Source organism: Stieleria maiorica, assembly GCF_008035925.1.
In the GTDB taxonomy this organism is placed as follows: Bacteria; Planctomycetota; Planctomycetia; order Pirellulales; family Pirellulaceae; genus Stieleria; species Stieleria maiorica.
On sequence record NZ_CP036264.1, the window covers coordinates 8,568,133 to 8,593,574 of the forward strand.

Consider the following 25,442-nt stretch of genomic DNA (forward strand, 5'->3'; position numbering starts at 1 on the left):
AGCCCTCTAATGAAACTTCGTGTTTTTGCCGCCCCAAAGGCTTGAATCCGCGCAGGATCCGCCGGATTTGTGGTTAGTTGCTCTCGAATCATTTCACCTTCGATTCGGAGCAAAACATGAGTACGGTAACGTCCAAGAAAAGAAAACGTGGTCCGCGTCGTTTGACTCTCGACACATTAGAAGCACGCCGGCTGTTTCACGGTGACCCGGTCGGTCCGGTCGACGACGGCCCCGCAGAGGTTCGGATCGATTCAGGCATTGCCGCCGAACGCGGATTATTTCACTTTCCCGCCGCGCTCTACAAAGAATTACAAGCCCGCACACAACAGCGATTCGAAGACGTCGATTCGGTGTCCAGTGGGCTCATTGGCAATGCGATCGTGTTTGTTTCCGGCGGATCCTACGGAGACGGCTGCGAAGAATGGAAGAATTGGATGGTTGAGACGTTCCCGGAAACTCGAAAACAAGTCATCAACGTCCAACCGATCATCATCACACCGGGCGTCCTGCTACACAAATTCGTTCGATTTCAGCTCCGAGATGATCCGAGCGGTCAATGGTACGTTGCCGATCCGTGGCGAGACGCGGAGAATCCGATTTGGCAACAGGAGGTTTACATGGAAACGTTCGACGTTGACCTCTACGAATACGACTCGACCAATTTTTTTGGAGGACAGATTCTGGTCGACCTGGACGACATCACCGATGGAACGTCAGCGGCCGACCTGCCGGCCGACGAGTTTCCCGAAGGCACGTCGGTTGATCCACAGCGTTGCATTCGAGGCGAGGCATCGACAATCAAGGTTCCGGAGTCGACGCCGACGGAGTTCCGACCAACCGCGGGCAACAACCTGTCGCACGCGGAGATCGACGAAATCTTCAACCACCTTGGCAAGAACTAGGAAAAGTGCCCGCAGCCAATGGCACGGGCATCAGCGAAAAGGGATTCAGCAACCGCTGGTGTCTAGCCTTCAGGCGATTCCCGGTCGCTGCTTTGCAGCGACAGCGGGCGGCTAAAGCCCAATACCGCTAAGTTAAGGCCGAGGGAGAAGCCCGGACGCTGGCGCGAACCGGCTGATGTCGGACGATGATCAGGCGTTTGACGCAAGCCTACGGGCCCTCCCCGCAGGAAACAACGCTTCACCTAGCGGTATTGGGCTAAAGCCCGCGCAGCATCGGTTCCCGGATCACTTTCTTGATGCGCCAACTTGGTTGCCCGTGATTGGGTAGAATGACTGTTCTGTGCCAGGCAGTCTCATTCCCTCGACGGCAAGATCGAATGTCCGTTCAAAAAATCCCAGACAACTGCGAAGGGTTCATTCCGTACTTGATCGTCAACGGAGCGGACGAGGCGATCGCGTTTTACGTCAAAGCGCTCGGAGGCAAGCCGGGCGTCGTGCTGAGGATGCAGGACTGTACCGTCGGTCACGCCGAAGTCATCATCGGCCGGACCCGGATCATGCTGGCCGAAGAGGTTCCCCAGTGGGGAATCACGGGAGCGAAATCGCTTGGCGGGTGCCCGTTGACACTGACGTTGTACGTCGAAGACGTCGATGCTCGTGCCAAACAAGCCATCGACGCTGGAATGACGGTCAAGCGGGAATTGGCCGATCAGTTCTACGGTGATCGGATGGTCATGCTGACCGATCCCTATGGTTACGAATGGTGTTTGGGAACCCATGTCGAGGACGTCAGCGACGAAGAGATCCAACGTCGGATGCAAGAAATGCACTGATGGGTGCGTGTGTTTGATCCGATGGTTACCGTCGCGGTCCGGTTGACGTTTGGCCGAGTGGAGCGAGGAGTCTATGTCATTGTCACTCCAGAAACCTGCGAAATCACCGGTGGCGAGAACGTATTGGGTGATCCAGTCCAGGTTTCTCGCCGGTGCTTATCCCGGTGCGGCGGATCCGCCAGGGCATCGACACCGCGTGGAGCAGCTTTGGAAGCTTGGCATTCGCACCTTCATCAACTTGATCGAAGAAGATGAATCGAATCATTACGGTCAGCCGTTTCTCGCCTACGACGGGCTGGTCCGTGAGCTCGCATCCCCCGCGGGCGACTTTGCAACGCATCTGCGTTTTCCGATCAAAGATTTGGGTGTGCCTTCGACGGATCGAATGGCGTGCATCCTGGACGCGGTTGATCTGTCACTCGCCGCCGACCGACCGGTGTTTGTCCATTGCTTCGGCGGCGTGGGGCGGACCGGAATGGTGGTCGCTTGCTGGCTGATTCGGCACCGATTCGTTCAGCCGGGCGATGCCATTGAGGTCCTTGAGACCCTTCGTCAAGCCGACGAGGTCACTCGCCACCGCCCGTCGCCCGAAAACGGTCGCCAATGCCAGTTCGTCGAGGGCTGGCGGTAGTTGCTCGCCGATGCGGAGGCTCGCATCGAGTGCGGCTACGTCAATGCGGCGCTATCCAGCTAAAATCAAATTGAAACAAAGCACCCGGTGACACGTCACCGATACCCGTTACATCAGAAGAACACTGCCAGCAACATGCGTCACGATCGCCAATCCATCCTGAACCGGCTTCGATCCAAAATCGCCAACCGTCAACCGATCATCGGCGGGGGGGCGGGAACCGGGATCAGCGCGAAATGTGAAGAGGCGGGCGAGATCGACCTGATCGTGATCTACAACTCCGGCCGCTTTCGGATGGCCGGTCGCGGTTCGCTTTCAGGGCTCTTACCGTTGGGTAACGCCAACGAGATCGTCAAGGAGATGGCTCGGGAAGTCCTGACCGCAGTCACGCGGACGCCCGTGATTGCCGGTGTGTGTGGCGTCGACCCGTTCATGATTCGTGATCATTTTCTGCGTGAGTTGATCGAATTGGGGTTTTCCGGGATCCAGAACTTTCCGACCGTCGGGCTGATCGACGGGACGTTTCGCGCGAACCTGGAAGAAACCGGGATGGGCTATGACCTGGAGGTCGAATGTGTGGCGGCGGCGCATCAGTTGGATCTGTTGACGACGCCGTATGTGTTTGATGTCGATCAGGCCAAGGCGATGACCGAAGCGGGCGCGGACATCTTGGTCGCCCACATGGGGCTGACCACCGGAGGGGCCATCGGCGCAGACACATCAGGCACGCTGGAGCAATGCGTGGAACGAGTCAACGCGATCGCCGATGCCGGGCGCGGCGTTCGCGACGATGTCATCGTGCTGTGCCACGGCGGGCCGATTTCGATGCCCGATGACGCGCGGTTCATGCTGGAGCGATGTGACATCCACGGGTTCTACGGCGCCAGTTCGATGGAGCGATTGCCGGTCGAGACCGCGATCCGAGACCAGGTCCGTGAATTCGTCCGGCTGGAACTCCCCGAGAAGAACTGACCGCCGGCGTGGATCGGTTGTGGCCATTTGGCAGGAAATGGCCGGGGAATGCGACCTGCTGCAGTCGTCCAAGCTCACTTGTAATCTACGCAACTCAAGTTGCGAACCTGACAACGTCTGCGAACAGTCGCCGTGTTCTCCGAACTCGGCGAGCCACAAAAAGTCGCCGTGTTCTCCGAACTCGGCGAGCCGCAAAAGTCGCCGTGTTCTCCGAACTCGGCGAGCGCGAAAAAGCGAATCTTTGCCCGCGCCGACCTCGGAGAGGACGGCGACAGTTCTGCCCAATCGAAGACTAAGGGGTGTCTGGGTGTCCCTTAGGGTCTCGCAATGTGGTTCTGGGGCTCTCTGGGGATTGTTCCGCTTGACGAGGCGGAGCGTTGAAATACAAAGGGTGCTAATGATAACGATTCTCAATATCTGTCTTCCTGCTGTTCGTTAGCCAGCGATCGCCAGCGTCCCTCACGCTGGGCTCAGCCAGCAAGGTCCCGCCGACAGATCGGTTACCCACCTCCATGCCCCCCTTTTTGACGACGAGGCTTTCATGCTTCAGGTATCGCGTTCCCGCTCTCGATCCGCCTTCACCCTGGTGGAACTCTTGGTGGTCATCGCCATCATCGGCATTTTGGTCGGTTTGTTGCTTCCCGCGGTGCAGGCCGCTCGCGAGGCCGCCCGGCGGATGCAGTGCAGCAACAACTTCAAGCAGATCAGCTTGGCGTTGCACAACTACCACGACACGTTTCGGTCACTGCCCCCGGCTTGGGCGGATTGGGACGGGTTGTGGGCGTCGCCGCTACAAACCGCCCACGCCAACGCCGCCATCCTGCCGCAATTGGAAGGCAGCAGTATTGAAGACCGCTATGACTACAACGTGCGATGGGACCACGCCAACAACGCGGAGTTGGCAACGCTGATGCCGGCGACCTACCAGTGCCCTTCGACGCCCAATGCGGGCGAGAGTGAGCCGACCAGTGGGTTCCAGACATCCGATTACACCTACATCCGCAGTGATACCGGTTGGATCACCGATCCGTCGCCGAACCATTCGATGTTCGAGCAGAATGAGTTTCGGAAGTTCCGCGACGTCCTGGACGGGTTGTCCAACACGATCATGCAGTACGAGTCGGCCGGCCGCACCACCCTGTACGTCCACGGTCGACAAACGACACCACCGGCATGGTGGACCGGAGAGTATCGGGCATGGGCGGGGCACTTTGATTCCAGCTGGATGTATCCGTTCCAGGTGACGGTGGATCCGGCCGGCGGGCCTCCGAACGTCACCTATTTTGTCGGCTCGGACGTCATCAACGTCGCCAACTGGGGCAGCCCCTACTCCTTTCATCCCGGCGGGATTCATATCAGCTTGGCCGACGGTTCGGTGCGTTTCGTGACCGAGTCGATCGACCTGGAGACGCTCAGTGGATACACCTCGATCGACGGCAATGAAGTGGTGGAGGAGATTCCATGAGCGGCCGTGACATGAACGTTCGAATGCTGAAATGGCAGTTAAATCGATTGGGGCTGTTGCTGGTCCTACCGGGCTTGGTCTTATTACCGGGGTGTGCGGACGAAGCTTGGCAAGCGGACACCTATCCGGCACACGGGACGATCACGGTCAACGGCGAGCCGCCCGAGGGGGCCGTGGTTGAATTGGTAGCGAGTGGGCGATCGCAGCCCGACGTGCGGAACTCGCGTCCCTGGGCGCTTGTCGAAGCCGATGGCACGTTCGCGCTGTCGACCTACGAGATCGGCGATGGTGCTCCGGCGGGAGAGTATGACGTGTTGATCCGATGGCCTCCGGACGCATCGAAACCGTCCTTTGCCGATCGCCTGTCGGGAGCCTATTCGACGGCGGAAAAATCACCGTGGACGTTTACCGTCAAGCAGGAAGAGAACACGTTGCCGGCGATCGAGATTACCGGTGCGAAAGTGCAGTCCGAGGAACGCGCTCGGCCCCCGCGGCAGGCCCCACCGGGGCCCGCGGTGGGCAACTAGTGCTTCGTCATCCTTCAATCCGGAAAACTGCCCGAGACAAAACCGAATGAAAAACACGCTGAGAAAATCGTGGCTCATCCTCCATCGTTGGCTGGGCTTGACGGTCGGAGCCGTCCTGGTGCTGGTCGGTTTGACCGGTAGCCTGCTGGTCTTCGATCATGCCATCGATGAGTGGTTGAATCCGACGCTGCTGCTTTCGCAAGAAAGTGGTGATCGAAAACCGGTGGCGGAAGTCGTCGCGGCCGCCGAGGCCGGGTACCAGGGTTCGGCGAATCAGGCGGTTTCCGTCACTCGACCGCGCGTCGACCATGGCGTCTGGACGGTCTGGTTTTCCGAACGCTCTGAGGAAGGTCGCCGATTCGTCGCTGTTCATGTCGACCCCTTCACGGCCGGCGTGACGGGGCAACGTGTCTGGGGCGAGGATTTGATGTCGTGGGTCTATCGGCTTCACTTTCGGCTGCTGGCCGGTACGCCGGGGGCGGTGATTGTCGGGCTGGTGGGGATCATCGCAATCGTTTCAATTGTCTCCGGAGTCTACTTATGGTGGCCGCTGTGGAAGAACAGTTGGCGGGCGGCGTTTGCGATTCGCAAGGGTGCACGCTTCAGCTTTGATCTCCACAAGTCGGCAGGGATGGCGAGTGCCGTGTTCTTGCTCGTGATCGCCTTTACGGGGGTCTACATGGAGTTTCATGATTGGTTTCGAGCGGCGATTGGGACATTTGCTGAGGTGACCGATCCGCCCGGGGAGCTCACATCGGCGGTGATTGAAAAGGCGGACCGATTGAGTCCCGATGAAGCGATCGCGATTGCCCAGGAGCGATTTCCGGGGGCGACGTTTGATCATTTGCATCCTCCGCAGGGGGCAGACGGTTTCTACGAAGTCGCATTTCGTCAGCCGGGTGAGGTGCAAACCTCTTACGGCCGTTCCCAGGTGTTTCTCGATCAGTACAGCGGAGAGCTGCTCGCGCTGCGGCGTCCCCAAGACGGCACGTCGGCCGATGCGTTTTTCGCCTGGCAGTTTCCGCTTCACAACGGTGAAGCGTTCGGGTTGCTCGGTCGCTGGATCGTTTTCGTCATCGGATTGACGCCGGCCGTCCTGTACGTGACCGGCGTGGTCGTTTGGTGGCGACGTGCAGGCTCGCGTCGTCGGCAGACGCAGCGGAATCGGAAGGGCGATTCGCCGACGCCGCCAGCAGAGTCTGCGGAAGGAGCGGAGGCTGAGGGAGAACGCGTACCGGCACTCGCCTGAACATATCTTGCACCCGAGCGTGCCACGGGGTCGAATTCCTGAGTCACGCGATCATTGGGGCCGACTGGATGCGCTAGTCAACAACGCCGGCATCTTGGAGCAACAATCGCCATTGGAAGGCATCAGTCGCGAGCGATTGCAGCGGGTGTTTTCGGTCAACGTGGTGGGGCCATTTTTGTGCTGCCGAGAAGCGATTCGACGGATGGGAGTCGGCGGCAGCATTGTCAACGTGTCGTCGGTCGCCTCGCGGACGGGATCGCCGAACGAATATGTCGACTACGCGGCATCCAAGGGAGCGATCGATTCGCTGACGATCGGATTGGCCAAAGAGGTGGCCGGCCGAGGGATCCGCGTCAAAGCGGTGCGGCCTGGAATCATTGATACCGAGATTCATGCCGACGGTGGCGAACCCGGCCGAGCCCAGAGAATCGGCCCCAAACTTCCGCTGGGGCGCTGCGGCACAGCAGAAGAAGTGGCCGAGGCGATTGTGTGGCTGCTGTCCGACCGTGCCAGCTTCACCAGCGGTCAATTCATCGACGTCGCGGGCGGGATTTAGCCGGACCGTGTAATGCACCTCGTATGTGAGTTCGGAGGCGATCCGTTAGTGCCTCTGACTTACTCCTTTTTACGAGGCGATTTCGATGTTGAAGCAAAGTCTGCTGGTCACGGTGGTCACCGCAGCGGTTTTCCCGTTGAGTTGGATACAGTCCGAGGCGTCACTGTTTGCCTCGCCGCCGATCAGTTTTGTGGGCGCCGAGCCGACCGAGAGCCAGAAGCTGGTCGTGTTTCCGACAGCTCCGTCTTATGAAGGTGGAACGAAGGGGTGGGAGTTGTGTTTCAATTTGAAGGTCAAGAACACCTCCGCCAACGCGATCGATCTGAAAAACGCACAGGTCGTGGTGTATTCGCAATCCGGCACCGTGCTGAAAAATGTCAATCTGTTCGACAAGATGAAGAAAAAGGACGGTGGCGGCACGTCCTGGTTGGTCGACGATGCGGCGTTGGAGCCCGACGAAGTCGTGCGATTGTTGATGTTGCCCGATCTTTCGTTTCCGATGATTGCCGGACAGACCCCGTCATTGGTCAAAGTGTTTCTGTACTGTCACGGATTCGCCGGCGCTGCGACGTATACCAGTGACGTGCTGGTCTATCACAACAGCGTGTGCTCGTACCGTTACCCTGCCAAGTTGGATAGTCTGGGGACGAATCAGTTTTGGAATGGCAGCAGCAATGCCGGCGGAGGGCATCATCGCGAATCGCAATCCGGGATGTTCGCACTGGACCTCGGCATCCTGCGGTGGGATGCCGGCCTGGGAGATTGGGTGGAACTGTGTCCCAATGCGAATGGCTCTGCGAACGAAGATTACCTGGTCTGGAACAAAAAGATCTATGCGATGGCAGACGGCGTCGTGCTGGATTTCGAAGACGGGAAGAACGATCATTTGCCTGGTGCAGAAGGGAGTGGGGCGAACTTCATCCGAATTCGTCACGGCAGTGAAATCGCCAGCTATTACCATTTTCGCAAGAACACACTCAACAGCGCGTTGATGGAGGTCGGTGCGGCGGTCAGTGCGGGGCAGTTCCTGGGCCGTATCGGCAACTCGGGAAATTCCTCGCATCCACACCTGCACATCGAGATCAGCAAGAGTGGGATCGGTCGTCCGATCGGTTTCAGACAGATCTATGTCATTTCGGATCAAGCGGCGGCGCAGGCTGCCGCGAACGGTCAGACGGCCCCGTTTGTGTTGATGGATGGCGAAGCATTGCCCTGGTGCGATTTAGGTGAACGGAACCTGGTGTACCCGGCGCCCAACGATCTGGCGTGCGGGACCATCAATCCGTCGCTCGGCGGCGTCTTCAACGAAGATCTGGCCGGTTCAACGTCTGGCGGGATGCCGATCCTAGAACCGCCGGTTTCTCGGGGCGACATCATCGCGAGCCCACGCTGGATCGCGCCCCAATCGACCGGCCTGCGAAGGCCGCTGTTGATCGCTCCGCCGATGGTGAGCCCGCGTTTGATCCGGACGCCCGCCGACAGTCCCGACAGGGTCAGGCCGACGGTCGATCGAACCGTGAAACATTTGCTGCGGCGTCGACCGATCGGCACAACGCGTGATGTGCCGCGAATGACGTTTCCTGCACCCCGTCGATTGCCCGATGGGGCGGCGACGCGTCCGAGCACGCCGCAGCGAATCCGCACGAGTCCGTCCGTTGCCCCACGTCGGCCACATCAGATACCATCGACAAGTCGACCGCTCGAGCGACGCCCAACCGTCCGTCGTCCGGATGTTCAGGTGGCGCCACTGCGTCAGCTCGATCGCAGGAGCGAAGGCGATCGTCAACGACCGGCGGGATCACGCCAACGACCGATGTCGGCTGCTTCATCGAACGATTCGGCGGCAACATCGGACCGGTCGACGAGACGTCCAGGCAAACGCTGATCGCGGGCTTCTGCGGGGCGTGGCCGTCCGGGAAGGCGACGTGAAACGGCCTTTCGGCGACGGTGCCGATTGAGGGGATGACGAAACCACACGTCTTCTCTCGCCGTCGCCGGATCACCGAGGATGGGGCATCCCGGTGCCTGATTCGTCGTTGGTCTTGGCTGGCGTGCATCCTTCGCTCATACTTTTGGGGCAGACTCTCTGCGCCGCCTCAATCGCGTCGGACATGCCTGCCGCGCACCCGAAGCCGTCGACAACGCGCCGAGACAGCCACCGTTGGGTCCACGAACGGCTGCCGGTCGAATGATCAACGAACAATTCAACGCTCCTCGCACCGCGTATTCCCGGACGCTGCTGATCTCCTTTGCAGTGCTCTTGGTGGCGAGCTTTGTTTATTGCGCCCACTTGTTTTGGCGGGTCGATCGCGCCATTGGCACGACCAGCGGGACGGCGCCGGCGGCCGGCCGACTGATCGACCTTCGCGGCAGAACCAACGCTGCGGTGCAGGAGTGCCTGGCGTATGTTATCGCCGGGGATGACGCCAAACGGGCAGAGTTTGAGCAGCGGGTCGCGGACTTGGGGCCACTGTCAGAGTCGTTCCTGAAGGGGACGATGCTGGACGAACGTTCTCGCGAGCGGTTCGAATCGGTCGTCCAGAGCCAGCAACAGCTTGTGGCCAGCGGCAGGCGGATGATCGACCGATACGAGCGCGTCGGGGGTGTGGAACCGGCTGACTTTCGTGCCTTTGAACGCGACGTGGATCGGTTCCGAGAAGTCATCTCCGGCCTGTTGGGGCGACTCAATGCGGCGCACGGGTCGTCTCACGATGAAGTCGCATCGGTATTGGCACAGACCAGGATCGAGAGCGCGCTGTTGGGATGCGTCTTTCTCGGCTTGTCGACAACACTCCTGGTGCTGGTGGTCCGCCGGTTCCGTGACTACGATCGTCTGAGGGAGGAGGCGCTGAACCGGGTTTTGGAAAGCAATCAGCGTTTCCGTCTGATCTTTGATTCCGAGCCTCATTGTGTGAAGCTGGTCGATCGCGCAGGCAGTCTGGTGGATATCAATCCTGCCGGACTGCAATCCTTGGAGGCCGAGCGTGATGATGTGTTGGGGAAGTGCATTTTCGATGTCATTTCCGAGGGCGATCGCAAGCGGTTCATCGAAAGCACCCAAGAGGTTTTCGAAGGCGAATCGAATAGCCTGGAATTCGAGATCATCGGATTGAAGGGCAGACGCCGCACGATGACGACGCGGCAGGTACCGATCCGGTATGGCGGTGAGGACGTGGTGCACGTCTTGGCGATCACCGAAGACGTGACCGAGAAACGACGCATCGAAAGGCAACTGAAGCATCATCGTGACAAGCTGGCTCACGCGAGTCGTGTCAATCTGCTCGGCGAACTCGTCTCTTCGATCGCGCACGAATTGAATCAACCCCTTTCCGCGGCGACCAACTATGCCTTTGTGCTCGAGAAACTGTCGACCGAATCACCTCTGAAGGCTGGCGAAATTGAACAGCATGCGGCAAGTATTCGCCAGCAGGCGGAGCGTGCGGCAGAGATCGTCCGCGGCATCCGAAGTCTTCTCAAGCCGAACGAGAACGACAACGAAGAGACCGACATCCATCAACTCATTGAAAGTTCGCTGGGGATCATGGGACCGGATTTGCGCGGCCATGGCGTCGACGTGAACCTTCAATTTCACGCCGAGTCGTTGACGGTTTCCGGAAATCAGGTCCAGCTTCAACAGGTCTTGATGAATCTGTTTCAAAACGCCGTCCAAGCGATGGATCAGGTCCAGCGCGAACGAAGACAACTTACCATCCGAACTTCGTCGACAGCGGACGAAGTCGAAATTCGAGTCGAGGACCGTGGCAATGGGATCAGGTCAGAGGATACCAAGACCGTCTTTCGAACGTTTTATACGACCAAACCGGAGGGCATGGGGATGGGGTTGGCCGTTGCTCGTTCGATCATCGAAGCCCACGAGGGATCGCTGGTCGTCGAGGAATCCACGTCTGGCGGGACTGTTTTTCTTGTGGTCCTTCCACTGAGCGGAGAACCCGTCCATGAATGCTATGAAAGCCAAAGTTTGGGTGGTTGACGACGACGTCGCCGTTCAGCAGTCGGTCAGCGTGTTGCTCGGTGCGTTCGGATTCGAGACGTATTGTGCCGCAAGTGCCGAGCAATTCCTGCACGATGAGGCTGAACAAACGGCGGACGCGATGGTGGTGGATTTGCGTCTGCCGGGAAAAAGTGGCATCGATTTGTTGAAGCAACTGACCAAAGAAGGACGGGCCGTGCCGACGGTTTTGATCAGCGGGCACCGGGACGATGATGTCTTGGCACAACTGGAGAGTTTTCATGCCGTCTGTTTTCTCATGAAGCCCTTCAATCCCAAATCGCTCATCGATTGGCTGAGTGAGCACTGCGTCTGTTGAGCGTGGAAAAACAAGCCAACCACCGTCTGGCGAAGCTAGCTACGTTTGAGCGGCCAACAACGGAGTCTCTTGTACAGAGGGGGGATGTCTGGTTCGGTCATGGTTTCCAGACAAGACGGGCCAAGTAGATCCCCCGTGGATCGCGACCACGCCATTGGTATGCAACCAGATAGTCTTGGCCGTCGTGGGTGACAATTTCCGGGGCGAGTCGCTTGAGCGGATCTCGCGGTGCCAGACGCGCGACCGGTGGGCCGCCCCACTTCAGCGGGTCGTCGGATCGAAAGACTTCCAATTGTTCAAAACGGAAATAGACGCCGCCGCGTTTGACCACGAGCGGGCTTTCTGCATACACGAACGTGTAGCCTTCCGCTGGCGGTGTGATCGGAGGAATCTCGATCGCCGTATCGCTCCATGGTCCCTCCAGGTTTTTGGCGGTGCGGGCTCGAATCGTATGGTCGCGTGTGGCCGGGTTGATCCCCGGTTCCGGTGAGGTGTAGTAGGCGATCCATTGACCGGATCGTTGGCGATCGTCGAGGATGCAGACATCGCGACCCATCGGAAACACGGCTTGGTTGCCCACCGGCTCGAAATCGATTCCATCGATGCTGGTCATCAGATGTCCCCCGCGGCTGTTGTAAAACAGGTAGTGTCGGTCCGCATCTCGGACGTGGAATGGTGCCTGCACCGTGCCGTCGGCATGATCCCATTCCGGCTTGGACGACAAGAAAATGCCCTCCGGCTTCCAGCCTTCCTGCGTCAATTCCGGGCTGGACCAGCGATACAAAAGCCGGGTGCCGCCGGGATGAGTCGTGTGACGAATACAGGAGATCAGTTGCCATCGCCCGTCGTCGGCTTGGAAGACCGTGAAATCGACCGGCTCGGCCTTTGGCGAAGCCCATTTTTCAAGTGGGGGCTGGCCGACCAGTTTCACCCAGGGGCCGATTAAGTGAGGCGTCAATTGACCGGCGGGATCGGCTTTGGCAGACGTCGATGGTTCGAGCGGACGTTGAGCGAAAAGCGGAGTTGGATGTGCGGCGCTGACGAACACCCACGCAAGGCCGAGGCGGACGAGGCCGAGTTGGATCCGTGCCCACGAGGAAACGTCGAAGATCCGAAAACGCTCGCTGGTCATGGTGTACTCCAGGTTGAGAGGGGCGAATGTAAGTCGACCGCAGGCGGGCTGGTTGCCGCATTTTACCGGAACCGAATGGTGCGAAGAAAACTCATCGACGCGCAAGTGTTGCACGGTGCGAACCGCCGCCGTCCCGTGGGGCTCCGACGGAACGGAGTCCATCGAGCTTCTGCGAAATCACTCAGGCGGTTGAACCGCATTAAAAGCGGATAAGGGACAGGAAGGATCCGCCAGCAGGTCGAAGCGTGAACTGCGCCCTGTCGTTTCTCCCGAAACGGCCGGCCGAGCGTTTGGCCGTCGGATTTACCAAGCCGCATCCTCGCTTCGTCGCGCCCAGAAAGTACTGGGATCTTTATCATCGCGATCAGTTTGCGTTGGCGTCCCATCGCGGCGAGATCGACTACGCGAGTGGGTTTTCCGTTCATCCGGGTGGCATGCTGCGGAACTTCGAAGGCGTGCCGCGGCAGGGTGCGATTCCGGAGGCACTGCAACGCGAGATGATTCACGGCTATTACGCCTGTGCGTCGTATGTTGACGCCCAGATCGGTTTGTTGCTCGCTGAACTCGAGTCCCTGGGGTTGGCGGACAACACGACGGTGGTTCTTTTGGGCGACAACGGTTTTCATCTCGGCGATCACGGCATGTGGGGCGTCAACAGCCCTCTGGAACATGCCACTCGGGTGCCGTTGATCATTCGGCCGGCTTCGAGGCAAGCGATCGCTTCGACGCCGTCACCGGTCGAATCGATCGATCTCTTTCCGACGCTGTGTGATCTGTGTGGAATCGAAATCCCGGGAAACATCAGCGGTCGAAGTTTGACGCCGTTGATCAAGGGCACGGCCGATCCGATGTGCGCGGAATTGCGGCTGCGACTGGCAAAACAGATGCGGGTCGACGCGACGGACTGCCAGCGGCTGCGCGCGGTGTCTGCGGTCAGCGACGTCGCGCTCGGGATGCGGACGCCGGATATCACCACGCTGCCTGCGGCCGCCGATGCCCTGCGTCGTCTCAAAGAAGGCAACGCCCGGTTTGTGTCCGGCAAATCCATCCACCCGCATGAAACGCGAAACTGGCGGGCCCAACTGGAACAGGGCCAGCATCCGTTTGCCGTCGTCCTCGGCTGCAGCGATTCGCGTGTTCCGCCGGAGTTATTGTTCGACCAGGGATTCGGTGACCTGTTTGTCATCCGCGTTGCAGGCAACGTGGTCGACACCGATGTCACCGCCAGCATCGAGTATGCGGTGCACTATCTGCAAACGCCGCTGGTGCTGATCCTGGGGCACACCGGTTGCGGAGCCGTCAAGGCGACCGTCGATCATTACGACAACCCCAGCGAACAGCCCAAGGAGGTGGTCGCGCTGATCAAGCGGATCGAGCCCGCACTGAAGAGCTTGCCCGAGGACACAGAGCATGCCGAGCGGGTCAGTGGATGCGTGCGGACCAACGTCATTCACGCCGTCCAAAAACTCTCCAGCATTGCGGACGTCCGGCAAAGCATCGGGGCCGGGCAGGTCCGCATCGTCGGTGCGGTTTACGACATGCACAACGGAACGGTCGACGTCATCGAGTAGTGCGTCAGCCTAGCGAGACGAGAAAGCAAACAGAAACCGACCAGGAAACTTGCTGAACGAGTCTGGCCGGATTCAAAATGGTCGCCGACGCGATGTTGGCTTATGGCGTCGTGTGACTCCCCTACTTGCCATCGAAGGCATCTTGGAGGGCGGCGATGTCCAGCTTTTTCATCTGCCACAACGCTTCGAACATCCGTTGGATCGCCGCCGCGTCACCGCTGTCGAGCCAAGCCTGGATCTTCGACGGCACGATTTGCCACGACATCCCGAACTTGTCTTGCAGCCATCCGCAGGCGACCTCGTTGCCACCGTCGGCGGTCAGGCGTTGCCACACGGTGTCGATTTCTTCCTGGGTGTCACAGGCCAATGCCAGTGAAATGGCGGGGCTGAATTCCCAATTCTGGCCGGCGTTGAGCGCGACGAAGGTCATCCCCGCCATTTCAAATTCGACCGTCAAAACCGCATCGTTCTGCGGATTGCGAACGGTGCGGAGGACGCGGCCGCCAGGAATCACGTCGCTATAAAACGCCGCCGCTGCTTCGGCCCGGTCGGTGTAGGAGAGGAACGGAGTGAGTTTTTGTTTGAATTGCATGAGGTCACTTTAGCTGAGTGAATGGAACCCGATCACGTTGCCTTCGGTGTCGATCGCCAACGCGATGAAACCGTACGGCCCGATGGAAAACTTTGGTTTGTGGATCTTGCCGCCGGCTGCTTCGACGCGGGATGCTTCGTCGGCGCAGTCTTGGCAGGAGAAATAGACGAGCGTGCCGTTGCCGTTGGGGGTGCAGCCGGTCGCTTTGACGATCGCACCGCTGGCCCCGGCGGCGTCCGACTGCATCGGGAATGCGAGCATCTCGAGTTCCGCAGTCGGCGTCTCCAGGCGTTCGAGCTGAACCTTCAGCACGGTTTCGTAGAAGGTCTTGGCTCGATCGAGGTCTGCGACGTAGATTTCGAACCAGCCGACGGGATTGCGATTCATGACGTGTACTCCAGTGTGATGAAACGGAATGGGGCGATGTGGGGTCGGCTTCCAGGGGGGGCGATGTAGCGGCTGCGTGGACACGCTCTCCAAGACGTGGGGAGCACGGGGAATCCACCTTCTGGCGAAGGTCGCTACGATTGAAGGGATGTTCTTTATTCGATCCTAAGCCGAAGGTTCTGCTGTTTCGTCGGTTAAACCTTCAGCGCCGACCTGCGGTTTGGGAAACAGCGGTCGGATTTCGATCGTTCCCTTTTTCGCCGGTGGAAGTCGTGCGGCGATTGCGATCGCTTCGTCGAGGTTGTCGACGTCGATCAGGTAGTAGCCGCCGAGCTGTTCGGTCGTTTCGGCGAACGGCCCGTCGGTGACTTGCTTGTGGCCGTTGCGGATGCGGAGGCTGGTAGCCGTGGTGACCGAATGCAATGGATCCGATGAGATCAGCTTTCCCTGTTGCTGAAGTTCGTCGGAGATTCTCATCGATTCGAGCATGCACTCCAGCCGCTCGTCGTTGGTCCAGCAGCTTTCGTCGCCGTAGATCAGGAGCATGTATTTCATTGGTTTGGGAGTTGAGAGTTGGGAGTTGGTTAGCACGGTTCGCCGGGGACCATCACCATCCAGCCGAGGCCGAATTTGTCAGTGACCATGCCGTAGCGTGGCGACCAGAACGTCTTCGTCAGCGGCATGTCGACGGTTCCGCCGTCGGCCAGTGCGTTGAAAAGCAGGTCGGCGTCGGCGACGGACGGCACGGTGAGTGTGAGGCGGAATGAACCGAACGCGGAGTCTTCGCCGCAGCCGTCGGAGGCCATCAGCGTCATCTTGCCGACTTGGAAGGACGCGTGCATGATCTTGTTTTCAAAGCCCTCCGGGATCATGCCCTCCGGCGCCGGATCCGGGCTCTCGCTGAATCGCATGCACATGGAAACCGTTGCGCCGATGGCTTGCTTGTAGAATTCCAGTGCCTCTTCGCATCTCCCGCCGAAGAACAGGTAGGGTTGAACGGCGGCGTCATGTGTGGCGATGCGGCTGCGTAGCTCGTCTTCGTGTTTCTCCACCTCGCCTTGCGGATCGACTTCGGCGAAGTCTTCCATTTCGTAGATCGGTCGAATGTCGATGTCCGAATCTTCCATCATCGGATTCGGGCAGCGTTTGACCCACTCGACGGCTTCCTCCATCGACTTGACTTCCCACAGCCAATAGCCTGCGATCAGCTCTTTGGTTTCTGCGAAGGGGCCATCGGTCACGGTGCGATTCTCGCCACTGAAACGGACTCGCACCGCTTGGCTGCTGGGTTTCAGGCCTTCGCCGGCCTTCATGATCCCGGCGTTGACCAACGCCTCGTTGAACTGCCCCATCGCAATGAGCAGCTCTTCGCTTGGTAGTTCCCCCGCTTCGGAACTTGCGGTCGCTTTTACGATCACCATGACTTTCATTCGATGCTCCTGGTTGTAGGTATTGTTGGAGAGGGGGTGGTTTGTAACGTGTCGTTCTGACCATTGGTCGAATCGCGGAGACTGAAATCGACAGCGGATGCAAAAAAACTGTCGAGAGTATGGACTTGCTGTTGGGTCTTGGCGTGGGGAACGAACGGCAGCGGGCATTCTGCCGTCCTCGCCAGTACCTCTTCGCGTGTCAAGTTCTCCGTACGGCTCCCAATTCTGCCGGTCCGGCGTCCCTAATCCGGCCGGATTCGCGGTAAAATAGACCGTCTTTCCCGGCTTTTCCGCCGCTTCGAGCGGCATCGGGAAGGCGTCTTTGAGGTTTCGTCATTTTTCTTGTGAAGAACGGTTGACGGTCGAGCCTGACGGCTCTATCTTCCCGCCTCGCTCGTGAGTGACCGCTCGCCGCAAAGTTCTGCGGCGGGCGGCTGCACACGCAGCGTCCTTCGCTTTCCCCCGCGACGCGGGCCGGAAACGGAGAACTGATTTTTGACAATTTGGTTGTTTGGTAATTGGCATCAGTAATCTGCCGGTCGATCGAAATCGATTGATCGGCGACTACAAAGTTCTTCGGAACAAGCGTGGCCAGTGAACGTCGACAGGGTTCCTTAAGCCCTGGCGAAAAGTTGCTGGCCGATTAGAAGCGAATCTGACAGGATTCTGTGCGAATACTGATTTGTGACGTTGTGGCATCGCGACCGCGGTGCTGTGATCGATCAATCCAGTCATGTGATATCGTTATGGTGATTAGCACAAACGACGATCACGATTCTTGGCGTCAGGTTGCGTCGGCTTCGGCCGGTTCGACTTGAGTGTTGAGTTCGGGATTTCGTTGGCCAATCTACCAAGGGCACATGGGGGATGCCTTGGCATTAAGAGAATGGGCGTGGAAGTCTGCGAAATGCCTGGGGGAGTTGACAAACAAGCGATGATCCCGGGATACCCTATCCAACCTGGTGAACTGAAACATCTAAGTAACCAGAGGAAGAGAAAGAAAAATCGATTCCGTCAGTAGCGGCGAGCGAAATCGGAATAGCCCAAACTCAGAGGGTTTCCCTCTGGGGGTTGTAGGACTCCAATATCGAATTGTGTGTTGTTAGTGGAAGGTTCAGGAAAGTTCCGCCACAGAGGGTGACAGTCCCGTACACGAAAATAAACACGCATCGTAGGAGCACCTGAGTAGGTCCAGTCACGTGAAACCTGGACTGAATCCGCGGGGACCATCCCGCAAGGCTAAATACTCCTTAATGACCGATAGCTAACCAGTAGCGTGAGTGAATGGTGAGAAGAACCCCTGTAAGGGGAGGACAGTGAACCTGAAACCATGTGCCTACAAGCGGTCGGAGCCCGATTTGAACGGGTGACGGCGTGCCTTTTGCATAATGATCCGGCGAGTTGTGGTATGCGGCTTGGTTAAGTTCCTCCGGAACGAAGCCCAAGGGAAACCGAGTCTGAATAGGGCGAATATTGTCGTATGCTGCAGACGCGAAAGCTGTGTGATCTACCCATGGGCAGGTTGAAGCGTGGGTTAAACTGCGTGGAGGACCGAACCCACTTAGGTTGAAAACTGAGGGGATGACCTGTGGGGAGGACTGAAAGTGTAATCAAACCAGCAGATAGCTCGTTCTCTCCGAAATATCTTGAGGGATAGCGTCGAGCCACTATTTACCGGGGGTAGAGAGACTGAATCGGATGGGGGCCCTTCCCGGGGTACCTCACCGAACCAAACTCCGAATACCGGTAAAATTATCTCGGCAGTCAGTCCCTGGGGGATAAGCTCCAGGGTCGAGAGGGAAACAACCCAGATCGCCTGCTAAGGTCCCTAAGACATACTTAGTCACTAAGGAAGTTGAAGTGCTGTGACAGCTGGGATGTTGGCTTAGAAGCAGCCACCATTTAAAAAGTGCGTAACAGCTTACCAGTCGAGCATTTCTGCGCCGATAATGAACGGGAGTAAGTGTGTCACCGAAGCAGCGGGCTTGTGCCTAGCACAAGCGGTAGGAGAGCGTCGATGATCAGATACGAGCCATACGGTAACGAGTGGTGTCGGGGTCATCGAGTGATTATGCCGGAATGAGTAACGATAAAACAGGTGAGAATCCTGTTCGCCGAAAGCCTAAGGTTTCCTGGGGAAGGCAATTCCGCCCAGGGTTAGCCGGCACCTTAGTCGAGGCCGAAAGGCGTAGACGATGGAGAGAAGGTCAACATTCCTTCGCCGGTTGTGTATCCGATGCAGGGACGGCGTCCAGAAAGTGAGCGGTACGAATAGAAATGTCCGTAGCGAAGGCCGAGATGGAGGGGATTAAATCACCCTCGCAATTCAAGGCGTAGCTCGAGAGCACTTAAGTTCTCGAAGTCATTGGAAGGACGTCCAAGAAAAGCTGCTAGGTTAAGCAACTGACCGTACTAAAACTGACACAGGTAGGCGAGAAGAGTATTCTAAGGCGCTCGGGAGAACGGTGGTTAAGGAACTCTGCAAAATGGCCCCGTAAGTTCGCGATAAGGGGCGCCTCGGGTGGTTCACGCTACCTGAGGCCACAGAAAATCGGCTGTATCGACTGTTTATCAAAAACACAGGTCTCTGCTAACACGCAAGTGGATGTATAGAGACTGACGCCTGCCCGGTGCTGGTAGGTTAAGGAAGATTGTTAGCGCAAGCGAAGCAAGCGACCGAAGCCCCAGTAAACGGCGGCCCTAACTATGAGGGTCCTAAGGTAGCGAAGTTCCTTGTCGGGTAAGTTCCGACCTGCATGAAAGGCGTAACGAATTCAGCACTGTCTCAACCACCGACCCGGTGAAATTGTAGTCGTGGTGAAGATGCCACGTACCCGCGGTTAGACGGAAAGACCCCGTGAACCTTTACTGTAGGCTGATATTGGGTTGAGATATGTCTTGTGTAGGATAGCTGGGAGGCTTTGAGCTCGGCACGCCAGTGTCGAAGGAGCCGTTGTTGAAATACCAGCCTGGTCATATTTTAATTCTAACTTTGATCCTGTGAATCCAGGCAAAGGACAATGTCAGTCGGGCAGTTTGACTGGGGCGGTCTCCTCCCAAAGAGTAACGGAGGAGTGCAAAGGTACACTCAGCCTGGTCGGCAATCAGGCGAAGAGCGTAAAGGTAGAAGTGTGCTTGACTGCGAGAGCCATCACTCGAGCAGGAACGAAAGTTGGCCTTAGTGATCCGGTAATCCCGAATGGAAGGGTTATCGCTCATCAGATAAAAGGTACTCCGGGGATAACAGGCTTATCGCATCCGAGCGTCCACAGCGGCGATGCGGTTTGGCACCTCGATGTCGGCTCATCACATCCTGGGGGTGTAGAAGCTCCCAAGGGTTTGGCTGTTCGCCAATGAAAGTGGTACGTGAGCTGGGTTCAGACCGTCGTGAGACAGGTCGGTCCCTATCTGCCGTGGGCGTTCGAAACTTGAAGAGATTCAACTTTAGTACGAGAGGATTTAGTTGGACGAAGCTCTGGTGTACCAGTTGTCGCGCTAGCGGCACGGCTGGATAGCTAACTTCGGAAAGGATAAACGCTGAAAGCATCTAAGCGTGAAGCCCGCTCTAAGATTAGGTTTCGTAGACAACTGTCGAAAGTCCCCTGGAAGACGACCAGGTTGATAGGCCGGATGTGTAAGCACGGTAACGTGTTCAGCTAACCGGTACTAACGGACGAAGGGTTGGCCATCGATATCCCGCACTCATGATTCTGTCATGCGTCGCTTCGGATAACGTTTGGTTCGAAGTAGCTGCCATTACCAGACAACCGGCCGTGTGCTGGGCGAAATACCCCTCACACGGTCTTTTGGCGACCATATCGGAAAGGTCCCACCTGTTCCCATCCCGAACACAGCAGTTAAGCTTTCCGAGCCGATGATAGTGCCCACCAGCGTGAAAGTAGGTCTCGCCATTTTTTAAAAAACCCTTCGACGGTTCTCCGTCGAAGGGTTTTTTTGTGCGCGCCCTGTTGTCTGCTGTACGCCGGCCCTTCTGGGCCGGCGTACGGTCGGCAATGCCCGCCGCAGGCGGTCCGCGCCCGGTGCAGGCAGCGCTGCCATAGGACCTATGCGACCGATAGGACCTATGCGTCCCATGTGTCGTATTGGTCCTGTTTCCCCCTGGTCGACTGTCGGCACCCGGTGGCCGGGAACCGGCCAAGCGCCCGCCCAGAAGGGCCGGCGTACGGTCGGCGGGCAAGTCCGCGGTGACTTGCCTACAGTGATCCGCCCCAGCCCAGTTTCTCTCGCAGGGTGCGGTAATCATTTTGCCCAGGGACGGACAACATTTCGAAGGTGTGGTCCGATCGCTGCACCTGGACGCGGTCACCCGGCAGCAATTGGCTGAGGATCCGGCCGTCGACGACCACGCTGGTCGATTCGTTCGGTTCGCTTACGGTCAATTCGAACAGGGTGTCGGCCGAATCGACCAGGGGGCGATAGGTCAGCGTGTGGGGGCTGATCGGTGAGATCACGACGGCCTGCAGGTTGCGTCGCAGGATCGGGCCGCCGGCTGACAAGTTGTGCGCGGTTGATCCGACCGGCGTCGCGAGGATCAACCCGTCACAACGATAACGTGTCGCCAGGTTTCCATCGGCGAATAAATCAATTCCCAGGATCTGGTACGGCGGCCCGCCCAGCACGGCGACTTCGTTCAAAACCAGTTGCTCGCAGACGGTTTTCCCGTCGCGAATCAAGCTGACCTCCAGCATCAGGTGGTCGATGACTTCAAATGCCCCGCAGCAGACTTGGGGCCAGACTTCCAAAAAATCGTCGGGGGAAAGCGCTGCCAAAAAACCGAGGTTGCCGCAGTTGATGCCCAGTACCGGGATTTTCTTTCCCGCCAGCTGACGGGCGGTTTGCAGGATCGACCCGTCACCGCCCAGGACGATGACCAGATCAATGTCTGGATCGTCGAAGCCGTACTGGAAGTGAAAATCTTCGGCGACAATTTCGGCGTGTTGGGCGATCAGCGGTCGCAAGCGGATCGCTTCGCTGCGTACGCGATCGCGATCCGGGGCGCCGAGGATGGCAACACGGGGGACGTTGCGGTGACCGCTGGGCCAGATTCGATTGTTCGAGCGGTAGTCGGCGGCGTTGCGCGTCATGGCTTTCTAGCGCCCCGAGGGGCAGGACCCTAAAGTTAAAAGGCGGCACATCACTACAAGTCTACCGCAGCTTCGTTTTCGATTGGGCTCGGCAGTCGCCGTCGTCTCCGAGGTCGGCGCGGCGGAAAGCTTCGCTTTTTCGCGCCCGCGCCGAGTTCGGAGAACACGGCGACATTTGGAGCGCATCGTGAGGTTCGCAGGCGGAGTTGAGTTAGACCGCGAGAGGCCGATCCCAGTTCTTGACCATCCCGATTTTGATCCGGGCAGCGGGTTCACGCAACGGTTGACGTCGCCGGGGTTGCTTGGCGACACCGCTCGGCGATCGCTTCGGGACTGAGGCCGCATTGGTGCAGCAGGTCATTTCGATCGCCGTGTTCGACAAAGCGGTCGGGAAGCCCGAGTGTTTGGACGCCACGGGTGTCCAGTCGTTGTGCGACGGCGGATTCCAGGAAGGCGGATCCGAAACCGCCCATCACCGCGTTCTCTTCGACGGTCAGGACAAAGCGTCCGGTTTCGATGGTCTGTTTGACCATCTGCCCGTCGATCGGTTTGGCAAACCGAGCGTTGATGACGCAGATGTCCAATTCGCCTTCCAGCAGTTCGGCTGCCTCGAGGGCGTTTTCAAGCATAGCGCCGAAGGCGACGATCGTTCCGTCGTTGCCTTCACGGATGACTTCGCTTTTTCCCAGTTCGATTTCCGGGATCGATTGCTCACGCTGGAGGGCCGAGGCTTTGGGGTAACGAATGCTGCAGGGGTGGTCTTGATCGAGCGCGAACCGCAGCATCATCCCGAGCTCTTCGGCGTACCCGGGCGCCATCACGACCATGTTGGGGAACAGTCGCATGTAGCCGACGTCGTACACGCCGTGGTGGGTGGGTCCGTCGGGACCGGTCAATCCGGCACGATCGAGCATGAACACGACCGGCAGGTCTTGCAGCGAAACCTCTTGGAAAATCTGGTCATAGCTGCGTTGTAGAAAGGTGCTGTAGATGTCGACGATCGGCCGCGCACCGGCCTTGCATTGGCCGGCCGCAAAGGCGACCGCATGGGATTCGCAGATCCCGACGTCGAAAAACTGCTTGGGGAATTTTTCGCGAACCGGTTCCAGTTTGTTGCCCTGGCACATCGCTGCGGTGATCACGCTGACCTTTTCGTCGGCCGCCATCGCTTGGCTGATCGCGTCGCGGGCGTGCAGGGTGAACGGCGGCAGTCCGTCGCTGTGTCGCGGCACCGGTTTGCCGTCGCGGTCTTCGAATGCCGGTGGGGTATGGAAGAACACGGGGTCGGCTGCGGCGGGTTTGTATCCGTGGCCTTTTTCGGTCACCACGTGCAACAGCACCGGGCCTTTCATCTCGCGAGCCATCGCCAAGTACTTTCGGACCAGCGCGATGTCATGTCCGTCGATCGGTCCGACATAGCGGATGTTTAATTCTTCGAACAGCATGCCGCCGACCAGCCCGGCTTTGACGCCTTCCTTGAGTTGGGCGAGAAAGCGTTCGGCCGGATCGCCGAACATCGGGATCTGTTCGAGCAGTTTTCCGACTTCGCTTTTCAGGCCCGTGTAATAGGGGTTGCTGCGCAGTCGATCCAAATAGCCGGCCACGGCCCCGACGCGGTGGCAGATCGACATCTTGTTGTCATTCAGGACGATGGTCAGGTCGTCTTCCAGGTGGCCGGCGTTGTTGAGTGCTTCAAACACGATGCCACTGGGGAAGGCGCCATCACCGATCACCGCGACGGTGCGGCGATCCGGTTGTCCGACCATCAGATCGCCGCTGCGCAAACCGACCGCCGTGCTGACGCTGCAGCCCGCGTGGCCGGTCATGAACAAGTCGTACTCGCTCTCTTCCGGGTTAGGGTATCCCATCAGTCCGCCCTGGGTGCGGATCGAGGGGAAGCTGTGGTAGCGACCGGTGACCAGTTTGTGAGGATAGATTTGGTGCCCGGTGTCCCAGATCAGGCGATCGGTGCGAAAGTCGAATTCGCAGTGCAGCGCTAGGCAGAGTTCGACGACGCCCAGGTTGGAGGCGAAGTGAGCCGTGCGGGTCGCCAGCAGGTTGCACAGCACGTCACGGATTTCGTCGGCGGTCGACTCCAGTTGTTGGGGCGAAAAATCACGCAGGCCCGTCGCGTCTTTCAAGCTCGCCAGAAGGGGGTGTTTCGGGTCGTTCAATGTGGCTTCCTGTTGGGGGCGGTCCGCGGCGTCAATCCGTTGCTGCGGCGGCAAAGGGGTGGCTTGAAATGACTTGGAATTAGTGGGAGCGAGCGAGGACGTAATCTGCCAGCCGTTCTAACCGCCAAGCGGACGGTCCTAAAACAGCCAGGTGAGATTTTGCGGATCGAACCAGGTCGCTTGCAAAGGTTTGTGCTTGATCGAGCCCCATCAGTCGGGGGTAGGTGAGTTTTCCCCGCCCGCTGTCCTTGCCGACTCGCTTGCCCATGCTCGATTCGTCGGCGGTGTGGTCCAGCAGGTCGTCGACCACCTGGAAGGCCAATCCGAGGTCGGCGGCGAACGCAGCGAGCCCCCGTGATTGCCGCTCGTCGGCGCCACACAGGGCGGCCCCGAGTTGCAGTGAGGCGGAGAACAGGGCGCCCGTTTTTCGGCGGTGGATCGATTCCAAAAACGCGAGCGAGGCGTGTTGCTCTGGAGTACGGCGATTCCCCTCCGATGGTTCGTTCGCCACCGCAGCCTGCTGCTGAAGGTCTGTGGCCTGCCGTTTCGGGTCCGCGGCAAGCTGTTTCAGGTCCGCGACAACCGCGTCAGGCAGTTGCCCCGACTCGGCCGCCAAGTCATCGGCTTGGCCGCCGACCAACTGTTCGGGGCCTGCGGCTGCGGCCAGAATTTCGACGGCTCGTGCCCTGCGCAGCGGATCAGCGACGTTGCGGCAGAGGTGGGAAAACGCCAAGGGCTGGAGGGCGTCGCCGGCCAGAATCGCGGTGGCTTCGTCGAATTCCAGGTGAACGGTCGGCCGTCCGCGGCGGAGGTCGTCATCGTCCATCGCCGGCAAGTCATCGTGGATCAGCGAGTAGGCGTGCACCATTTCCACCGCAACCGCTCCGGGCATCGCATCGTCGATCGAGCCGCCGCAGGCCTCCGCCGCCATCAGCACCAACGCCGGTCGCAGGCGTTTTCCGGGGGCCAACAGGGCATAGCGGATTGCATCGGCCAAGCGGTCAGGGCAACCGCGGCCGAACCTGCACGCCTGTTGGAGCGCCTGTTCGATCGCGGGCAGCAGATCACCGAGCGCGTGATCAATCGTCGGCTCGGCGTCGTGCGGTTCAGTTTGGTCGATGGGAGAGGCGGGCAAGGCTGACAACTGGAGCGGAGAGGGGTGAACTGGGATAAATCCCCGTAGTGTACAGCTTAAAAAAGCCCCCCGGTTTCGTCCACGTCGCTGACTGAGCCGCGGGACTTTCTGGCAGGTTTGCGGCCGGCTGCGGCCTCGGCTCCGTTGGGGGGCAGTTTGCTGCCCTGTCCGGTGTCCACCGGCTCGACCGACGCCGTACCGTCTTCGTCCACGCTGGTCAGCACGGCGATGCGTTTTTCCGCCCGCTGCAGAACTTGGTGACAGAGTTTGATTTTTTCGATGCCCCGTTCGTACTGGACCAGCGATTCGGAGAGCCCCAACTCGCCGCCTTCGAGGGCTTCTACGACCGTTTCGACCTCCGCGAGTGCGGATTCGAAGTCGATCGGGGGCTCGTTGTCGGCTTGTGATTTTGTTGCCGTGCTTTGTTTTTTCTTTGCCATGCTGTCGCCGATT

The 25,442-nt window shown here is 58.9% G+C and carries 21 protein-coding genes and 2 rRNA genes; 14 read left to right on the top strand and 9 right to left on the bottom strand.

From position 1 onward, the window contains the following. Positions 1–116: 116 nt before the first annotated feature. The 11 genes from Mal15_RS28995 to Mal15_RS29045 all read left to right on the top strand — a co-directional run bounded on the left by Mal15_RS28995 (position 117) and on the right by Mal15_RS29045 (position 11,463). Positions 117–902 carry a hypothetical protein gene (locus Mal15_RS28995; protein ID WP_147870950.1) on the top strand — a complete coding sequence of 262 codons (786 nt, stop codon included), beginning with the start codon at positions 117–119 and terminating at the stop codon, positions 900–902. Positions 903–1,279: 377 nt separating this feature from the next. Continuing rightward, positions 1,280–1,735, top strand: a complete 456-nt coding sequence (locus tag Mal15_RS29000) for a VOC family protein (protein WP_147870951.1) — start codon at positions 1,280–1,282, stop codon at positions 1,733–1,735. 73 nt (positions 1,736–1,808) lie between these two features. Further along, entirely contained in the window at positions 1,809–2,366 is a 558-nt protein-coding gene (locus Mal15_RS29005; protein WP_147870952.1) for a protein-tyrosine phosphatase family protein, read from the top strand. Between the two features lie 135 nt (positions 2,367–2,501). Continuing rightward, positions 2,502–3,338: a phosphoenolpyruvate hydrolase family protein gene (locus tag Mal15_RS29010; RefSeq protein WP_147870953.1), complete on the top strand. Its 837-nt coding sequence runs from the start codon at positions 2,502–2,504 to the stop codon at positions 3,336–3,338. A 541-nt stretch (positions 3,339–3,879) separates the two neighbouring features. Continuing rightward, complete coding sequence (locus tag Mal15_RS29015; protein WP_147872653.1) at positions 3,880–4,803, top strand: DUF1559 family PulG-like putative transporter; 924 nt, start codon at positions 3,880–3,882, stop codon at positions 4,801–4,803. After that, positions 4,800–5,330, top strand: a complete 531-nt coding sequence (locus Mal15_RS29020) for a hypothetical protein (protein ID WP_147870954.1) — start codon at positions 4,800–4,802, stop codon at positions 5,328–5,330. Before Mal15_RS29015 ends, Mal15_RS29020 begins: the two co-directional genes overlap by 4 nt. A gap of 46 nt (positions 5,331–5,376) precedes the next feature. After that, positions 5,377–6,579 carry a PepSY-associated TM helix domain-containing protein gene (locus tag Mal15_RS29025; RefSeq protein WP_147870955.1) on the top strand — a complete coding sequence of 401 codons (1,203 nt, stop codon included), beginning with the start codon at positions 5,377–5,379 and terminating at the stop codon, positions 6,577–6,579. A gap of 19 nt (positions 6,580–6,598) precedes the next feature. Next, complete coding sequence (locus Mal15_RS29030) at positions 6,599–7,135, top strand: SDR family oxidoreductase (protein WP_199773759.1); 537 nt, start codon at positions 6,599–6,601, stop codon at positions 7,133–7,135. Between the two features lie 85 nt (positions 7,136–7,220). After that, positions 7,221–9,020: a M23 family metallopeptidase gene (locus Mal15_RS29035; protein ID WP_147870957.1), complete on the top strand. Its 1,800-nt coding sequence runs from the start codon at positions 7,221–7,223 to the stop codon at positions 9,018–9,020. 303 nt (positions 9,021–9,323) lie between these two features. Beyond that, positions 9,324–11,126 (top strand): sensor histidine kinase, encoded by a 1,803-nt coding sequence (locus Mal15_RS29040; protein WP_147870958.1) that lies wholly within the window; start codon positions 9,324–9,326, stop codon positions 11,124–11,126. Further along, entirely contained in the window at positions 11,101–11,463 is a 363-nt protein-coding gene (locus Mal15_RS29045; protein WP_233903095.1) for a response regulator, read from the top strand. Before Mal15_RS29040 ends, Mal15_RS29045 begins: the two co-directional genes overlap by 26 nt. A gap of 97 nt (positions 11,464–11,560) precedes the next feature. Here Mal15_RS29045 and Mal15_RS29050 read toward each other — a convergent pair whose 3' ends face one another. Further along, positions 11,561–12,595, bottom strand: a complete 1,035-nt coding sequence (locus tag Mal15_RS29050; protein WP_147870960.1) for a glycoside hydrolase family protein — start codon at positions 12,593–12,595, stop codon at positions 11,561–11,563. 245 nt (positions 12,596–12,840) lie between these two features. Between Mal15_RS29050 and Mal15_RS29055 the strand changes: the two genes are divergently transcribed. Next, positions 12,841–14,166 (top strand): carbonic anhydrase, encoded by a 1,326-nt coding sequence (locus tag Mal15_RS29055; protein WP_147870961.1) that lies wholly within the window; start codon positions 12,841–12,843, stop codon positions 14,164–14,166. A gap of 121 nt (positions 14,167–14,287) precedes the next feature. Here Mal15_RS29055 and Mal15_RS29060 read toward each other — a convergent pair whose 3' ends face one another. The 4 genes from Mal15_RS29060 to Mal15_RS29075 form a co-directional block, all read right to left on the bottom strand. Continuing rightward, a complete protein-coding gene (locus tag Mal15_RS29060) occupies positions 14,288–14,758 on the bottom strand; it encodes a VOC family protein (protein WP_147870962.1) in 471 nt (156 codons plus the stop codon). 9 nt (positions 14,759–14,767) lie between these two features. Then, a complete protein-coding gene (locus tag Mal15_RS29065; RefSeq protein WP_147870963.1) occupies positions 14,768–15,145 on the bottom strand; it encodes a VOC family protein in 378 nt (125 codons plus the stop codon). Between the two features lie 165 nt (positions 15,146–15,310). Next, a complete protein-coding gene (locus Mal15_RS29070) occupies positions 15,311–15,700 on the bottom strand; it encodes a YciI family protein (protein WP_147870964.1) in 390 nt (129 codons plus the stop codon). Between the two features lie 29 nt (positions 15,701–15,729). Next, positions 15,730–16,566 (bottom strand): YciI family protein, encoded by an 837-nt coding sequence (locus Mal15_RS29075; RefSeq protein ID WP_233903096.1) that lies wholly within the window; start codon positions 16,564–16,566, stop codon positions 15,730–15,732. Positions 16,567–17,415: 849 nt separating this feature from the next. Here Mal15_RS29075 and Mal15_RS29080 point away from each other — a divergent pair. After that, positions 17,416–20,264 (top strand): 23S ribosomal RNA (locus tag Mal15_RS29080). Between the two features lie 116 nt (positions 20,265–20,380). Continuing rightward, a 5S ribosomal RNA gene (gene rrf / locus Mal15_RS29085) occupies positions 20,381–20,489 on the top strand. A gap of 300 nt (positions 20,490–20,789) precedes the next feature. Here the strand turns inward: rrf and Mal15_RS29090 are convergent. The 4 genes from Mal15_RS29090 to xseB form a co-directional block, all read right to left on the bottom strand. After that, complete coding sequence (locus Mal15_RS29090; protein ID WP_147870966.1) at positions 20,790–21,680, bottom strand: NAD(+)/NADH kinase; 891 nt, start codon at positions 21,678–21,680, stop codon at positions 20,790–20,792. A gap of 272 nt (positions 21,681–21,952) precedes the next feature. Further along, positions 21,953–23,854 (bottom strand): 1-deoxy-D-xylulose-5-phosphate synthase, encoded by a 1,902-nt coding sequence (gene dxs, locus Mal15_RS29095; protein ID WP_147870967.1) that lies wholly within the window; start codon positions 23,852–23,854, stop codon positions 21,953–21,955. Between the two features lie 79 nt (positions 23,855–23,933). Next, positions 23,934–24,989 carry a polyprenyl synthetase family protein gene (locus tag Mal15_RS29100; RefSeq protein ID WP_390623421.1) on the bottom strand — a complete coding sequence of 352 codons (1,056 nt, stop codon included), beginning with the start codon at positions 24,987–24,989 and terminating at the stop codon, positions 23,934–23,936. 56 nt (positions 24,990–25,045) lie between these two features. Then, positions 25,046–25,429 carry an exodeoxyribonuclease VII small subunit gene (gene xseB, locus Mal15_RS29105; protein ID WP_147870968.1) on the bottom strand — a complete coding sequence of 128 codons (384 nt, stop codon included), beginning with the start codon at positions 25,427–25,429 and terminating at the stop codon, positions 25,046–25,048. Between the last annotated feature and the right edge of the window lie 13 nt (positions 25,430–25,442).